Source organism: Frigoribacterium sp. VKM Ac-2859 (assembly GCF_013204925.1).
In the GTDB taxonomy this organism is placed as follows: Bacteria; Actinomycetota; Actinomycetes; order Actinomycetales; family Microbacteriaceae; genus Frigoribacterium.
This window is the reverse complement of record NZ_JABMLC010000001.1, coordinates 168,045-183,557: the sequence shown is the minus strand read 5'-3', so window position 1 is coordinate 183,557 and position 15,513 is coordinate 168,045. Positions and strand designations below refer to the sequence as shown.

Annotated in this window: 14 protein-coding genes; 6 read left to right on the top strand and 8 right to left on the bottom strand. The window is 70.2% G+C overall.

The window, feature by feature from the left end; all coding sequences use genetic code 11:
- Positions 1-17 precede the first annotated feature (17 nt).
- Positions 18-1,139 carry a polyprenyl synthetase family protein gene (locus tag HQQ78_RS00885; RefSeq protein ID WP_173150808.1) on the top strand — a complete coding sequence of 374 codons (1,122 nt, stop codon included), beginning with the start codon at positions 18-20 and terminating at the stop codon, positions 1,137-1,139.
- Between the two features lie 56 nt (positions 1,140-1,195).
- Here HQQ78_RS00885 and HQQ78_RS00880 read toward each other — a convergent pair whose 3' ends face one another.
- The gene (locus HQQ78_RS00880; protein WP_056045021.1) at positions 1,196-1,552 is read right to left on the bottom strand and encodes an Rv2175c family DNA-binding protein; all 357 of its coding nucleotides are present in this window, start codon (positions 1,550-1,552) and stop codon (positions 1,196-1,198) included.
- Positions 1,553-1,745: 193 nt separating this feature from the next.
- Here HQQ78_RS00880 and HQQ78_RS00875 point away from each other — a divergent pair, with 193 nt between their 5' ends.
- Both HQQ78_RS00875 and pknB read left to right on the top strand, forming a co-directional pair.
- Complete coding sequence (locus tag HQQ78_RS00875; RefSeq protein ID WP_254064996.1) at positions 1,746-3,092, top strand: LysM peptidoglycan-binding domain-containing protein; 1,347 nt, start codon at positions 1,746-1,748, stop codon at positions 3,090-3,092.
- 87 nt (positions 3,093-3,179) lie between these two features.
- Positions 3,180-5,138: a Stk1 family PASTA domain-containing Ser/Thr kinase gene (pknB, locus tag HQQ78_RS00870; protein WP_173150807.1), complete on the top strand. Its 1,959-nt coding sequence runs from the start codon at positions 3,180-3,182 to the stop codon at positions 5,136-5,138.
- Positions 5,139-5,250: 112 nt separating this feature from the next.
- Here pknB and HQQ78_RS00865 read toward each other — a convergent pair whose 3' ends face one another.
- The 3 genes from HQQ78_RS00865 to HQQ78_RS00855 form a co-directional block, all read right to left on the bottom strand.
- Positions 5,251-6,579: a class II 3-deoxy-7-phosphoheptulonate synthase gene (locus tag HQQ78_RS00865; RefSeq protein ID WP_056047376.1), complete on the bottom strand. Its 1,329-nt coding sequence runs from the start codon at positions 6,577-6,579 to the stop codon at positions 5,251-5,253.
- 95 nt (positions 6,580-6,674) lie between these two features.
- Positions 6,675-7,364, bottom strand: a complete 690-nt coding sequence (locus HQQ78_RS00860) for a 1-acyl-sn-glycerol-3-phosphate acyltransferase (protein WP_123570011.1) — start codon at positions 7,362-7,364, stop codon at positions 6,675-6,677.
- A 30-nt stretch (positions 7,365-7,394) separates the two neighbouring features.
- Positions 7,395-8,348, bottom strand: a complete 954-nt coding sequence (locus tag HQQ78_RS00855; protein WP_173150806.1) for an ROK family glucokinase — start codon at positions 8,346-8,348, stop codon at positions 7,395-7,397.
- A 101-nt stretch (positions 8,349-8,449) separates the two neighbouring features.
- On the opposite strand from HQQ78_RS00855, the gene HQQ78_RS00850 reads away from it, so the two are divergent.
- Entirely contained in the window at positions 8,450-10,288 is a 1,839-nt protein-coding gene (locus HQQ78_RS00850) for a long-chain fatty acid--CoA ligase (RefSeq protein ID WP_173150805.1), read from the top strand.
- On the opposite strand, the gene def is transcribed toward HQQ78_RS00850, so the two are convergent.
- Entirely contained in the window at positions 10,289-10,786 is a 498-nt protein-coding gene (gene def / locus HQQ78_RS00845; RefSeq protein ID WP_173150804.1) for a peptide deformylase, read from the bottom strand. It abuts the gene before it with no gap.
- 160 nt (positions 10,787-10,946) lie between these two features.
- On the opposite strand from def, the gene HQQ78_RS00840 reads away from it, so the two are divergent.
- Positions 10,947-11,759 carry a ParA family protein gene (locus tag HQQ78_RS00840; protein WP_054146774.1) on the top strand — a complete coding sequence of 271 codons (813 nt, stop codon included), beginning with the start codon at positions 10,947-10,949 and terminating at the stop codon, positions 11,757-11,759.
- Positions 11,760-11,852: 93 nt separating this feature from the next.
- Here HQQ78_RS00840 and HQQ78_RS00835 read toward each other — a convergent pair whose 3' ends face one another.
- The 3 genes from HQQ78_RS00835 to HQQ78_RS00825 all read right to left on the bottom strand — a co-directional run bounded on the left by HQQ78_RS00835 (position 11,853) and on the right by HQQ78_RS00825 (position 13,745).
- Positions 11,853-12,401, bottom strand: a complete 549-nt coding sequence (locus HQQ78_RS00835; protein WP_056047373.1) for a MerR family transcriptional regulator — start codon at positions 12,399-12,401, stop codon at positions 11,853-11,855.
- Between the two features lie 154 nt (positions 12,402-12,555).
- Positions 12,556-13,254 carry a MerR family transcriptional regulator gene (locus HQQ78_RS00830; protein WP_173150803.1) on the bottom strand — a complete coding sequence of 233 codons (699 nt, stop codon included), beginning with the start codon at positions 13,252-13,254 and terminating at the stop codon, positions 12,556-12,558.
- Between the two features lie 2 nt (positions 13,255-13,256).
- Entirely contained in the window at positions 13,257-13,745 is a 489-nt protein-coding gene (locus tag HQQ78_RS00825; RefSeq protein WP_056045006.1) for an FHA domain-containing protein, read from the bottom strand.
- Between the two features lie 233 nt (positions 13,746-13,978).
- Here HQQ78_RS00825 and HQQ78_RS00820 point away from each other — a divergent pair, with 233 nt between their 5' ends.
- Positions 13,979-15,469 (top strand): S1C family serine protease, encoded by a 1,491-nt coding sequence (locus HQQ78_RS00820; protein ID WP_173150802.1) that lies wholly within the window; start codon positions 13,979-13,981, stop codon positions 15,467-15,469.
- Positions 15,470-15,513: the final 44 nt, after the last annotated feature.

The following is a 15,513-nucleotide window of genomic DNA, read 5'->3' as shown; positions in this document are numbered from 1 at the left end:
TCGCTAGGCTAGGCAGCGTGGCTGAGAGTACGCGGTTAGTGGACGTCGTTCAAGAGCGCATCGATCGGTTCCTCGAGCGTCAGCGACCGGCCCTCATGGGCATCGCTCCCGACCTCGATTCCTTCTCCCTCTACTCGGGCGATCTGCTCCGCGGCGGGAAACGCTTCCGGGCTCTCTTCTGCTACTGGGGCTGGCAGTCCGTCGCCGGGCTCGACACCGGATTCGATCCCCTCGGGGAGCCCCGCGACGAACGCGAGATCGACGCCGTCATGACCGCTTCGGCGGGGCTCGAGTTCTTCCACGCCGCCGCGCTCGTGCACGACGACATCATGGACAACTCGGACACGCGCCGCGGACTCCCGGCGGCGCATCGGCGCTTCGAGTCCCTGCACCGCGAGGGGGCCTGGCTCGGGTCCCCCGAGGCGTTCGGTCGCTCGGGAGCCCTCCTCATGGGAGACCTCCTCCTGGCGTGGAGCGACGAGCTGCTGAGCGAGGCCCTGGACTCCCTCCCGTCCCGTGACGCCGCCCGCGCGGCCCGCCTCGAGCTCAACCGGATGCGGACCGAGGTCACGGTGGGCCAGTACCTCGACATCCTCGAGGAGAACGCCTGGCGGACGGTCGACGAGGTGCAGCTGTTGCCGCGTGCCCAGCGCGTCATCGTCTACAAGTCGGCGAAGTACAGCGTCGAAGCCCCGCTGACCGTCGGCGCGGCCATGGCCGGGGCCGACCGGCCAGCCCTCGAGTCCCTGCGGCACTTCGGGCTGCCCCTCGGCATCGCCTACCAGCTGCGTGACGACCTCCTCGGTGTCTTCGGCGATCCCTCGGTCACGGGAAAGCCCGCGGGCGACGACCTCCGAGAGGGCAAGCGCACCGTCCTCGTGGCGACGGCCCGCCGAGCCCTGCCCCCCGGGGCCGTCCGCCTGCTGGACGAACTCCTCGGTGACCCCGAACTCGACGACGACCAGATCAGCATGCTCCAGGCGACGCTCCGTGACAGCGGTGCCGTCGACGCCGTCGAGCAGACGATCACCGATCAGGTGGAGCGTGCCGTCCACGCACTCGAGAGGTCGGGACTCGCGCCGTCGGCCCGGACGCAGTTGACGCGACTCGCCGAGACCGTCACGCGCCGCGCCTCCTGACGCCCTCTGCGCCAGGGCAGCCGAGGACCGGCAGCCGCCAGAGGCGCGGATCGGGGCTAGAGGAGGCTCTGCGCGATGCGCCGGACCTCGGCTTTGCGTCCGGCCTGGAGGGCGGCGACGGGGCTCGTGCCGAGGGCCTCGTCGTGCGACAGCATCCAGTCGAGGGCCTCGTCGTCGTCGAACCCGTTGTCCGACAGGACCGTCAGGGTGCCCCGGAGGTCGTGCCTCGGCTCGGAGCCGTCGAGGAAGACGGCCGGCACCTTGGTGACGCCGTCCACGCGGGTCCCGACGAGGACGTGCTCCTCGAGGAGGCGCCGGACGCGGCTCACGCCGAGGCCGAGCCGCTCGACGAGGTCGGGCACGGTGAGCCATTCGGTGTCGGCGAACCAGGGGCGTTGAGAGAGATCGGTCACGCCACAACCTTGCCACGGGTTCGTGGCCCTCGCTGCGCCTCCTCGTCTCCCTCACGTGGGTCGAGTCACATGCGCAACATCCGTCACGCTGATTGACTTGGATATCCACGTGTGCCAACTTTGGACGACGTGGCACCGCGGCTCACCGATCACCCAGCGACCGTGTCCCCGCCCCCGAACCGAGGATCAGCCCATGAACGACGTCAGTTCCGCCCGCCCCGACTCCGAGTCCGTGACGACCCAGGACGCCCGGTCGACCAGCGCCTTCGGCCCCCTCGGTGGCGGAGACGAGCGCAAGCCCCTCTCCCGCATGGCCCGGTCGATGCTCAACACCGTCCCGATCGTCCTGGCGGGCTCGATGGCCCTCAGCATGGGCGTCACGGGCCCCGTGTTCGCCCTCGACCAGAACCCGACGAAGAAGCCCGACGCGTCACCGCGTCCCGTGCTGCCTCCTCGACTGTCCGCGCCCGAGCAGAAGACCGCGGCCACGGTCGAGACGGCCGCGACCTCTGCCACGGTCTTCGGCGCGGCCCCCGCCACGTACACCGTCAAGTCGGGCGACACGGTCGCGAGCATCGCCGGCTCGTTCGGCCTGAGCACCGCGTCGGTGCTCGCCCTCAACGGCCTCAGCTGGAAGTCCACCATCTTCCCGGGCCAGACCCTGAGCCTGAGCGCCGCCACGAGCGCCGCAGCCAAGCCGTCCCCCGCGCCCGCCCCGGCCAAGGCGACGGGCGGCCGGTACGTCATCGTCCGTGGGGACACGCTGAGTTCCATCGCGCGTGCGCACGGCGTCACGACCAGCGCGCTCATCCAGGCGAACGGGCTGGGACTGTCGAGCATCATCTACCCGGGCCAGACCCTGACCGTCCCGACGGGCGCCTCCGCCGCCGCCCCGACACCGGCCCCCGCCGGGGGGCCCGCGGTGGGCAGCTACGTCATCCAGCGGGGTGACACCATCGCCTCGATCGCCTCGAAGTCGGGGACGAGCGTCAAGGCCCTCCTCGCCGCGAACGGCCTCTCGTTCACCAGCACCATCTACGCCGGCAAGACCCTCACCCTCCCCGGTGCCTCCGCGCCGACCGCCACGACCGTCGTCGCGTCGACGTCGGCCGCACCCCTGGGCGTCAGCGCGACGTTGACCGCCGAGCAGGCCGCCAACGCCCGGATCATCATCTCGGTCGGACGCCAGCTCGGGGTCGGAGACCGTGCGATCGTGATCGCCCTGGCCGCGGCCGCCCAGGAGAGCAGCCTGCGCAACCTCGACCACGGCGACCGTGACTCCCTCGGCCTCTTCCAACAGCGTCCGAGCACGGGGTGGGGCACCCCCGCCCAGCTGCGCGACCCGGTGCACGCGACCAAGCTATTCTTCGGTGGCGCGAGCAACCCCAACACCGGCAAGACGCGCGGCCTCCTGGACGTCAAGGGGTGGCAGTCGATGTCCCTGACGAAGGCGGCCCAGGCCGTCCAGTACTCGGCGTTCCCGGATGCCTACGCCAAGTGGGAAGCTCCGGCCACCACCTGGCTCGCGACCCTGCGCTGAACCCCGGACGACCCACCTGCCGGGCGGTTTCCCGCCGTGCGGTGAGTTGGGACACCCGCACGGCCCTCGGTCCGTAAAATCACGAAGGTGAGCGTGAACCAGACTGACCCGATGATCGGCCGTCTCATCGAGGGCCGGTACGAGGTCCGTTCGCGCATCGCCCGAGGTGGCATGGCCACCGTCTACCTGGCCACCGACCTGCGACTCGAACGTCGCGTCGCGATCAAGATCATGCACGGCCACCTGGCCGATGACGCGTCGTTCAAGGAGCGCTTCATCCAGGAGGCGCGCTCGGCCGCCCGCCTGGCCCACCCCAACGTCGTCAACGTCTTCGACCAGGGCCAGGACGACGAGTCGGCCTACCTGGTGATGGAGTACCTGCCCGGCATCACGTTGCGCGAACTCCTGCAGGACCACAAGGTGCTGACGCCCGAGCAGGCGATGGACATCCTCGAAGCCGTCCTCGCCGGTCTCGCCGCCGCCCACCGCGCCGGCATCGTGCACCGCGACCTCAAGCCCGAGAACGTCCTCCTCGCCGACGACGGACGCATCAAGATCGGCGACTTCGGCCTGGCGCGGGCCGCGACGGCCAACACCGCCACGGGTGCCGCGCTGTTGGGGACGATCGCGTACCTCTCCCCCGAGCTCGTGACCCGCGGCATCGCCGACACCCGCAGCGACATCTACGCGCTCGGCATCATGATGTACGAGATGCTCACGGGCGAGCAGCCCTACAAGGGCGACCAGCCCATGCAGATCGCCTACCAGCACGCCAACGACACGGTCCCCACCCCGAGCTCCGCCAACCCCCGCGTGCCGGTCGAGTTGGACGAGCTCGTCCTCTGGGCGACCGCTCGCGACCCCGAACAGCGACCGAGGGACGCCCGGGCCCTGCTCGACCAACTCCTCGACGTGCAACGGGTGCTGGCCGATCCCTCGGGACCACCCGCGAACCGGACGATGGTGCTCCCGGCCGCGGGCGCGACCTCCGTCCTGCCGTCCGGCGGCACGGGCGAGACGCAGATCCTGCCCAAGGCACGACACCGGACCGGGCCGGTCCAGGCCGCACCCGACGACGCCGCCACGACGCTCGCGGCCGTCGCCGACCGTCGTCGGCGGCGGGGACGGGTGCTCATGGCCGTCGTCGTCGCGGTCGCGCTGCTCGCCGGAGGGACCGGCTGGTGGTTCGGCTCGGGTCCCGGGGCGCAGGCGTCCGTCCCCGACGTGTCAGGACGGGCACCGGACGCGGCGACGGCCGCCCTCACGTCGGCCGGCTTCGTGGTCGCCCCCGATCCCCAGACGGACTTCTCCCCGGTGGTGCCCTCGGGCCAGGTCGCGCGCACGGACCCCGACGCCACGACCCGAGTGCAGAAGGGGTCCACGATCACCCTGGTCGTCTCCCAGGGGCCCCGGCAACTCCCGGTCCCGACCGTCGTCGGCGACACCGAGACGGCGGCCACCGAAGCGCTCTCGGACTTCACGCTGCAGCCGACGTCGAGCCAGTTCGACGAGTCGGCCGCCGGCACCGTCCTCGGGATCAGTGGTGTGGACGACGCGGGCACGCCGGTCGATCTCGCCGGAGCAGCCCAGTACGGAGAACGACGACCCGTGACGCTCACCGTCTCGCTCGGTCCCGTCCCGGACGTGGCGGGCCTCTCGGTGGCGGACGCGCAGGGCGCTCTCGCGGGGGCACAGTTGACGGGTGTGGAGAGCGGAACGGAATTCAGCGATGCGGTCGCCTCCGGGGAGGTCATCCGGTACGAACAGCAGGCCGAGGGGCCGCTCCGACAAGGCGACACGGTCAACCTCGTCGTGTCGAAGGGTCCGCCGCCCATCACCATCCCGGACGTCCGAGGCAAGACCATCGACGCGGCCACGTCCCAGTTACAGGGTCTCGGCTTCCGGGTGAGCTACCCGACCTGCACGGCCTTCACGTGTGCGTTCTACGACTGGGAGGCCCGCCTGCCGGTCACCGAGACGAACCCCGTCGCCGGCCTGACCGCGACCAAGGGTGCGACGATCACGCTCACGTACCGGGTGGAATGAGTCCCGGCCTCCCCTGAGGCCGAGGGCACCGACGAGCCCTGAGGTCGAGGGAACCGACAGGGCGACGGCCCCGGGACCGAGGGTCCCGGGGCCGTCGTCGTGTCGACCGGGCTCAGTCGGCCGCGAGTTCTTCGGCCACCAGGAAGGCCAGTTCGAGCGACTGCATGTGGTTGAGGCGGGGGTCGCAGAGCGACTCGTAGCGGGTGGCGAGCGTCGCCTCGTCGATGTGCTCGGAACCACCCAGGCACTCGGTGACGTCGTCGCCGGTCAGCTCGATGTGGATTCCGCCCGGGTGGGTGCCCGCGGCACGGTGTGCCTCGAAGAACCCCTTGACCTCGTCCATGATCTCTTCGAAGCGCCGGGTCTTGTAGCCCGTGGGCGTCGTCAGACCGTTGCCGTGCATCGGATCGCTGACCCACAGGGGCGTCGCGTCGGCCTTCTTGATGGCCTCGAGGAGGGGAGGCAGGGCATCCCGGATGGTGCCCGCCCCCATGCGGGTGATGAAGGTCAGGCGCCCGGGCTCACGCTCGGGATCGAGCTTGTCGATGAGGCGCAACATGTCGTCGGCTGTCGTCGTCGGGCCGAGCTTGACGCCGATCGGGTTGCGCACCCGGGAGAGGAAGTCGACGTGGGCACCGTCGAGGTCGCGGGTCCGCTCGCCGATCCACACGAAGTGCGACGACAGCACGTACGGCGTACCCGTGCGCGAGTCGATGCGGGTCAGGGGGCGCTCGTAGTCCATGAGCAGGCCCTCGTGGCTGGTGTAGAACTCGACGCGCTTCAGTTCGTCGAAGTCGGCCCCCGCCGCCTCCATGAACCGGATCGCCTTGTCGATCTCGCGGGCGAGGTGCTCGTACTCGGCGTTGGCCGGGTTGCGGGCGAAGCCTTGGTTCCAGCTGTGCACCTGGCGGAGGTCGGCGAACCCACCTTGCGTGAAGGCCCGGATCAGATTGATGGTCGAGGCGGAGGTGTGGTAGCCCTTCACGAGCCGCGAGGCATCCGCACGTCGGGACTCGGGGGTGAAGTCGTATCCGTTCACGATGTCACCGCGGTAGGCCGGCAGGGTGACGCCGTCCCGGGTCTCGGTGTCGCTCGAGCGCGGCTTGGCGAACTGGCCGGCCATGCGGCCCATCTTGATCACGGGGACGGACGCGCCGTACGTGAGGACGACGGCCATCTGCAGGATGGTCTTGACGCGGTCGCGAATCTGGTCCGCGGTCGCTCCCGCGAAGGTCTCGGCGCAGTCACCACCCTGCAGCAGGAACGCCTCGCCCCGGGCCGCCGACGCCAGCCTGGTGCGCAACGTGTCGACCTCGCCGGCGAAGACGAGCGGAGGCAGGGTGGACAGCTCGGCCGAGGCGGCCTCGACGGCTGCACCGTCGTGCCAGGTGGGCTGCTGCTTGATGGGGAGCGTGCGCCAATGGTCGAGACCGTCGATCACGTCGGGATCGGTGACGACGAACGGTTCGGTGAGCTGGGCCACGGTCTTCCTTGCCACTTGACGGTCTCGAGGCCGAACGACCTCGACAGGCGAGCCTACCGTGAAAGGGTCGGGCGCTTCTCTTTGACGCTGGTCGCGTAGACGTCGCTGTACTGCTGGCCACTGAGGGCGTTGAGCTCGTACATGATCTCGTCGGTGATGGACCGCAGGATGAAGCGGTCGCCTTCCATGCCCTCGAAGCGGCTGAAGTCGAGGGGTTCACCGAACACGATCCCGACCCGGTGCAGGCGAGGGATCTTGGTACCGGTCTTCATCACCTTCTCGGTTCCGATCATGGCGACGGGGATCACGGGCACGTGACCCTCGAGGATCATGCGCGCCACGCCCGTCCGACCGCGGTACAGCTTGCCGTCGGGGCTGCGGGTGCCCTCGGGGTAGATGCCGAGTTGCTCGCCGCGACGGAGGACGGACAGGCCCGTCGCCAGCGACGCCTCGGAGGCCTTGCCCCCGGACCGGTCGATGGAGAGCTGACCCGTGGCCGTGAAGAACAGTCGGATGGCCCACCCCTTGACGCCCTTGCCGGTGAAGTAGTCGCTCTTGGCGAGGAAGGAGATGCGCCGATCGAGGGCGAGCGGCAGGAAGATCGAGTCGACGAACGAGAGGTGGTTGCTCGCGAAGATGACGGCACCCGAGGCCGGGACGTGCTCGCGACCGCTGACCCACGGTCGGAAGATCGACAGGACGAGCGGACTCGCGACCATCGTCTTCAGGAACCAGTAGAGCATCGGTGCTCCTCTCGTCGGGGCGTCGGGAGTCTAGCGGTCGCCGGCGTGGAGGCGGGCGAGGTCGGCGGCGCCCACGACCCCCGCGTCGTTCACCAGCTCGGCGATCACGAACTCGGGCTCGGGGTGGTAGCCGCGAGCGGGCAGGTGCTCGAGGTAGGCCGCGCGGACGGGTGCCAGCAGCAGTTCGCCCGATTGCGCGACCCCGCCGCCGAAGACGAACACCTGCGGATCGAGGATCGCGCTCAGCGACGCGGCGGCTTGTCCGAGCCAGGTCCCGAGGCGGCGCAGGGCCTCGACGGCACCGTCGTCACCGGACTGCAGCAACAAGCTGACGTCGTGACCGGAGAGCTCGCCGCCGTTCGCCGTGCGGACGTCCGCGAGACCGCGGCCGAGGCCGCCCTCGTCGGCCACCTCACCGGCGATGCGCAGCAGTGCGCGCCCCGAGCCGTACTGCTCGATGCACCCACGGGCCCCGCAGCCGCAGGGCAGACCGTCGGGCACGATGCGCATGTGGCCGAGTTCGCCACCCGTGCCGAATCCTCCGCGCAGGAGGCGGTCCTGCGCCACGATGGCACCGCCCACCCCCGTGCCGATGGTGAGCATGGTCATGTCGCTGGCGAGACGACCGGCCCCGAACCGGAACTCGGCCCAGCCGGCGGCGTTGGCGTCGTTGTCGATGGTGATGTGCAGGTCGAGCCGTTCGGACAGCCGGGCCCGGAGGGGCTCGTTGCGCCACGCGATGTTGGGCGTGTAGTACACGGTCGACTGTGCGGCGTCGATGAAGCCGGGCGCCGCGACACCGGCGGCGGCGACGTCGGGGTGGCGTGCCTGCAAGGAGGTGACCATCTCGACGACCGCGTCGACGATCGCACCCGCGTCGCCCGCGGGCGTCGCCACGCGCTCTTCGTCGACGATCTCGCCGAACTCGGTGACCACCCCGCCCGCGATTTTCGTCCCACCGATGTCGATTCCGATTGCCTGCACGAGGATCGAGTCTATCCTCGACGACCCTCCACCTCGGGCACCCGCTCCTGCGAGGCCGCGTTAGGGTGGTCGGACCATCGTTCGGTACCGAAGGAGCTGCCGTGAACGAACACATCGTCCCCCCCGCCGTCCCCGCCGACCCGTCCGCGAACGCCACCGACCTGTTGCTCGCGCGGGCGGCGGCCACGCCCGACGAACCACTCTTCTCCGTGCCGGACGGACGAGGTGGCTGGCGCGACATCACGGCAGCTCGGTTCCTCGAGCAGGTGCGCGCACTCGCGAAGGGCCTGATCGCCGCGGGCGTCGAACCGGGCGACAAGATCGGCCTGATGTGCCGCACGCGCTACGAGTGGACGCTCATCGACTTCGCGACCTGGTTCGCAGGCGCCCTGCTCGTCCCCGTCTACGAGACGTCGTCGCCGGCACAGGTCCACTGGAACCTCAGCGACTCCGAGGCCGTGGCCGTCATCGTCGAGACCGCGGACCACTTCTCGCGGTTCGACGAGGTGCACCCCGAGTTGCCTGCCGTGACACGGGTCTGGCAGGTCGACCTCGGAGACCTCGACAAGCTGGCCGCGTCCGGTGTCGACGTGTCCGACGACGAACTCGAACGCCGCCGGAGCGCGGCCGTCGCCGCGGACGTCGCGACGATCATCTACACGTCGGGCACCACCGGCCGGCCCAAGGGCTGCGTGCTCACCCACGCCAACTTCGTCGAGACGAGCCGGAACGCCGCCGTCGCCATGAGCGACGTCGTGGCGCCCGGCTCCTCCACCCTCTTGTTCGTGACGACCGCGCACGTCTTCGCGCGCTTCATCGCCGTGATGTCGGTCCACGCCGGCGTGAAGGTGGGGCACCAGGCGGACACCAAGCAGTTGCTGCCGTCGCTGGCCTCGTTCAAGCCGAGCTTCCTGCTCGCGGTCCCCCGCGTCTTCGAGAAGGTCTACAACTCGGCCGAGCAGAAAGCCGAGGCCGGGGGCAAGGGCGGCATCTTCCGGCAGGCCGTGGCCGTCGCGATCGCCCACAGTCGCGCGCTCGACGAGGGCACCGTGCCCCTGGGGCTCAAGCTCCGCTTCGCACTGTTCGACCGCCTGGTCTACAGCAAGCTCAAGAAGGCCATGGGCGGCAACATCCGCTACGCCGTCTCGGGTTCGGCTCCGCTCGGCACGCGACTCGGTCACTTCTTCCGGAGTCTCGACATCCGCATCCTCGAGGGGTACGGACTGACCGAGACCACGGCGCCTGCGGCCGTCAACCTCGTCTCCAAGTTCAAGATCGGAACGGTGGGCCCGGCGCTCCCCGGCGTCGGCATCACGATCGCCGCCGACGGAGAAGTGCTCGTCAAGGGCGTCAACGTCTTCGCGGGGTACTGGAAGGCCGACGAGGCCACGGCCGAAGTCCTCGACGACGGCTGGTTCCGCACCGGCGATCTCGGCTCGCTCGACGCCGACGGTTACCTGACGATCACCGGTCGCAAGAAGGAGATCATCGTCACCGCCGGAGGCAAGAACGTCTCCCCTGCGGCCCTCGAGGACCCGATCAGGGCCAATCCGCTGGTCGGCCAGGTCGTCGTCGTGGGCGACCAGCGGCCGTTCGTCGCGGCCCTCGTCACCCTCGACACGGAGATGCTGCCGGTGTGGCTGAACAACGCCGGTGAAGCAGCCGACATGCCGTTGGCCGAGGCCGCCCGGCACCCCAAGGTCCGCGCCGAGGTCCAACGAGCCGTCGACGGTGCGAACGCCGCCGTGTCGCGCGCCGAGTCGATCCGCAAGTTCGAGATCCTGCCGGTCGAGTTCACCGAGGCCGGCGGGCATCTCACGCCCAAGATGAGCGTCAAGCGTGCCGTCGTCCTGAACGACTTCGCCCAGCAGATCGCCGACATCTACACCGCCCACCCCGACACCGAGTCGGTGCGCACGGTCACCGCACGGGGACGGTGATCAGGCGCGCCACCAGTCGGCGGCGCGGATCTCTCGCATGGCCTCGCGCTTCGTCTCGGGTTCGAGGGTGAGCACGTAGAGCGTGCCGTCGAGGTGGTCCGTCTCGTGCTGGAGGGCCTGAGCCATGAGTCCGGTGCCCTCGAGCACGACCTCCTGGCCGTCGAGGTCGACCCCTACGACACGGGCGTACTCGTAGCGGGGGGTGGGGAACCAGAACCCCGGCACCGAGAGGCACCCCTCGTCGACGAGGGTCTTCTCTCCGGACATCTCGACGACGACGGGGTTGAGGACGTATCCGACCTCACCGTCGACGTTGTAGCTGAAGGCTCGGAGCGACACGCCGATCTGGGCGGCCGCGACCCCGGCTCGTCCCGGCTCGCGAACGGTGTCGAGGAGGTCCTCGACCAGGGACGCGAGCCGAGGATCGCCGACCGTCACGGGGTCGGACGCCGATCGAAGGACGGGATCGCCGAACAGGCGGATGGGTCTCACGCTCACGGCGCGCCTCCTGGGGTGGGTCGGGGTGTGGTGCGGACGACGGGTCGCGACACCGTGACGACGACGGGTGGGCTGGTGCTGTCGCTTCGCAGAAGCCGACGCACGCCGCATCGACGTGGCTGTTGGGTGATTCAACAGTAGTGAAGGTATCGTCTGTGTCGTGCATGTACTCAGCGTCAGCTCTCTCAAAGGGGGCGTCGGCAAGACGACGGTGACGCTCGGACTCACGTCGGCCGCCTTCGCCAAAGGTCTCAGGACCCTCGTCGTCGACCTCGATCCCCAGTCCGACGTCTCGACCGGCCTCGACATCACGGTCTCGGGCCACCTCAACGTCGCGGACGTCCTCGCGTCGCCCAAAGAGAAGACGGTCCGGGCGGCGATCGCCCCCAGCGGGTGGACCAAGGGCCGCCAGGGCAAGGTCGACGTCATGATCGGCAGCCCCTCGGCCATCAACTTCGACGGTCCGCACCCGTCGATCCGCGACATCTGGAAGCTCGAAGAGGCCCTCGCCAACGTCGAGGCCGACTACGACCTCGTCCTGATCGACTGCGCCCCGTCGCTCAACGCCCTCACGCGCACGGCCTGGGCCGCATCCGACCGCGTGACGGTCGTCACCGAACCGGGTCTGTTCAGCGTGGCCGCCGCCGACCGGGCGCTCCGGGCGATCGAGGAGATCCGTCGAGGCCTGTCACCGCGCCTCCAGCCCCTCGGCATCATCGTCAACCGGGCCCGGGTGCAGTCCCTCGAGCACCAGTTCCGCATCAAGGAGCTGCGCGACATGTTCGGCCCCCTCGTCCTGTCACCCCAGCTGCCCGAGCGTACGTCGCTGCAACAGGCACAGGGTGCCGCCAAGCCGCTGCACGCCTGGCCCGGTGAGAGCGCCCAGGAGATGGCCCGCAACTTCGACCAGCTCCTCGAACGCATCATGCGGACGGCCAAGATCGGCGACTACGCCGAGCCTGCTGCCCGCTGACCTCCGCGGTCCCAGCTGCACACGACGAAGGCCCCGCACGATCTCGTGCGGGGCCTTCGTCGTCCTCGACCGCCACTCGCGGTCGAGGTGTGGTCAGCTGGCTCGGGTGCCGCGTCGCGCCGCGAGCTCGTCGGAGGGATCGGCGGCGGGGGTGCTGTCGATCTCGACGAGACTCGACTCGACCTCGCGGAGGACCTTGCCCACGGCGATGCCGAACACGCCCTGACCGCGGCTGACGAGGTCAATGACCTCGTCGTCCGACGTGCACAGGTAGACGCTCGCACCGTCGCTCATCAGGGTCGTCTGGGCGAGGTCGTTCACCCCGGCCTCACGGAGCTGGTTGACGGCCGTGCGGATCTGCTGGAGCGAGATGCCCGTGTCGAGGAGGCGCTTGACGAGTTTGAGGACGAGGATGTCGCGGAACCCGTAGAGGCGTTGCGAACCGGAGCCGGCCGCGCCGCGGATGGTCGGCTCGACGAGTTCGGTGCGGGCCCAGTAGTCGAGCTGGCGGTAGCTGATGCCGGCGGCCTTGGCCGCGACGGTACCGCGGTAGCCGCTGTCGGCGTCGTGTTCGGGCAGGCCGTCCGTGAAGAGCAGACCCAGCTCGTAGCGGGATTCCTCGGAGGAACCTGACTCACTCATGCTGTTGCCTTCCACGTTCTACTTCCGGAGCTCAACGTTCAACATCGGGTTGATGGTTGTACAGGACTCACGGTACCCACAACGGGGAGCTGCCTGGGCGACATTCGCATCGACGGGTCGGCGTGTCGAGGATATTCGCCCGGAGGGCAGACGTCTAGGCGTCGAGTCGCCCGAGAGCCGACCGGACGAGCCCCGACCGGACGACGTCGACCTGCGCCGCGAGCTCACGGGAGAGCTCGGCGACCCGCGCCCGGGAGGCCGCGTCGTGCTTCCGGGCGAGTGGCGCGAGGGCCGTCTCGATCAGGCCGAGTTCGCGATCGACCGAGGCCCGGACCGTCCGGAGGTGACGAGGCTCGATGCCCGACCTGCCCAGCTCGACCAGGGCCGACAGCACCGAGATCGACTCGTCGCCGTAGTGCCCCGCCGACGGGAGGAGAGACGCCGAGACGGCCTCGTCGAGCAGGGCGGTCGTGGCGCCGGTCTCGCGGAGCAACTCGTCGCGACCGAGTCGCCGACCGTGGGTCAGGATCGAGACGGGCGCCGCCCCGGACGGCAGCGACGCCGGTCGGCCCGCGTCGAGGTCGGCGAGGTGTTGCCTGATGACCTTGAGCGGCAGGTAGTGGTCGCGCTGCAGACCGAGGATGAAGCGGAGCCGCTCGACGTCCGCCGGTGAGAACTTGCGGTAGCCGGACGGGGTGCGCACCGGGGTGACCAACTCGCGCTCTTCGAGGAAGCGCAGCTTGCTGTTCGACAGGTCGGGGAACTCGGGCTTGAGCCGTGAGAGGACCTGCCCGATCGTCAGCAGGTCGGACGGCCCGGTCTGCGACGACCGGGCGGTGGCGGTGCGGGGCACGACTACTTGATCGCCAGGTTCGCGAGGTCGACCCGCGATGCGTAGAACGTGAGGCGGAACTTGCCGACCTGGACCTCGGCTCCGTCGGAGAGCCGGGCCTCGTCGATGCGGACGCCGTCGAAGTAGGTGCCGTTCAGCGACCCGAGATCGCGCACGCTGAAGGTGCTGCCCTCACGACGGAACTCGGCGTGCTTGCGGCTGACCGTGACGTCGTCGAGGAAGATGCCGGCCTCGGGGTGACGTCCGGCGACCGTGACGTCCGAGTCGAGGAGGAACCGGGCGCCGATGTTGGGGCCACGACGGACCACGAGCAGCGCGGAGCCCGAAGGCAGTGCGGCGACGGCGTCACGCTCGTCGGTGGACACGCCGCTCTCGAGAGCGGCCAGTTGCGCCTGGAACTCTTCGTTGAAGCTGAGGGTCGTGTCGACCTCGCGAGGGGCGCCGGGAGCGCGGTCCTGCTCGCCGGGTGCCGGGTTGGCGGGCTCTGCCATCGTGGACCTCCTTTGGCGTCCCAGCGTATCGGAACTCCGACCCTCGTCGGGAACCGATTTCGGGGACCGACCCGCGCGGATCGCGGTGCACGCGATGGTGAGGCGATCTCGGCTCCGTTCACCGCGCCTCCTCATGGGACTCCCCACCGCCTCACGGTCCGGTCATAGGGATCTCTTGGGGTCACGCCGTTCCATGGACCCCACGTCACCACCACCGCCACAGGAGGCACACCATGAACGACCGAGACGGCGACAACACGACCGGCACCCCGAACGACGCCACGCCCGTGACGCCCTCCCCGTCGACCGCCCCGCCTGCCGGCGAGGGCGTCGAGCAGCCCGCCGAGGCCCACACGCTGCCCCACGTCACCGGCGCGTCATACGCACGCTACGTGTCGGCGGCTCCCACCTGGATGGCCCGCGACGACGCCCACCAGGCCTACGACGCGGCGGCCGGCGCGTCGACGGTGCGGGGTGGCGACGGCGCTGACGGCACGGTGCCCCCGGCCTTCGGCGGCGCCCAGAGACCGCGCCGCTCGAAGAAGTGGCTCGCCCTCACCGGCGCGGCCGCCGCCGTCGTCATCGTCGCGGGTGCGGCGGGCGGCGGCGCCTACGCCGCCGGTCGCTCCGCCGGCACCGCGGCGGCCCAGGCGGCGAGCGAACGCCAGGCGCTCGAGCTGCTCCCCCAGCTCACGCGGCCGGGAGGTGGATCGAGCGACCCGGCATCGCCCTTCGGGGGTTCGAGCCCCCAGGACGGGTCGTCGCAGGACGGTTCGTCGCAGGGCACCTCGACCCAGACCAGCGCCACCGCGGCCACCGCCGAGGAGACGGCCGGCGTCGTGACCATCGTGTCGACGCTGAACTACGACGCCTCGTACAAATCCGCCGGCACGGGCATGATCCTGACCTCCGGAGGGCTCATCCTGACGAACAACCACGTCGTGCAGGGCGCGACCAGCATCCAGGTGACCGTCGAGTCGACCGGTACGACCTACACGGCCGACGTCGTCGGCACGGATGCCACGAACGACGTGGCCGTGCTGAAGCTGCAGGACGCGACGGGCCTCACCCCGGTGAGCTTCGACGCGTCCGGCGACGTCGCCACAGGGGACGTCGTCCACTCGACGGGCAACGCCGAGGGCACGGGCGACCTCGTCACCGCCCAGGGCACCGTCCTCGCCACGGACCAGTCGATCACGGTGAAGAGCGAGTCCGGATCGGGAACCGAGTCGCTGTCCGGTCTCATCGAGGTCGATGCCGACGTGGTGTCGGGCGACTCCGGCGGTCCCCTCCGCGACGGTGACGGCGACGTCGTCGGCATCGTGACGGCCGCCTCGCAGGGATCGTCGACGGTGACCGGCTACGCCATCCCGATCGACCACGCCCTGGCCATCGCCAAGCAGATCCAGTCGGGCACGGGGAGCTCGACCGTGCAGATCGGCCTGCCCGCCTTCCTCGGCGCGCAGATCTCGAGCACGGCGACCGGCACCGCGGGCGGCGTCACGATCGCCGGCACGGTCGAGGGCAGCGCGGCGGCGTCGGCCGGCCTGGTCGCCGGGGACGTGATCACCGCGATCGACGGCACGGCCGTGGCGGACCCGTCCGCACTCACCGCCGCGATCCAGGCGCACGACTCGGGTGACCAGGTCTCGGTCACCTGGACCGACACGACGGGCGCGTCCCACACCGCGACCGTCACGCTGGGCGACGGACCCGCCGCCTGACCCGGGACCGGACGCGAACGGCCCGCTCCACCGACCGGTGGAGC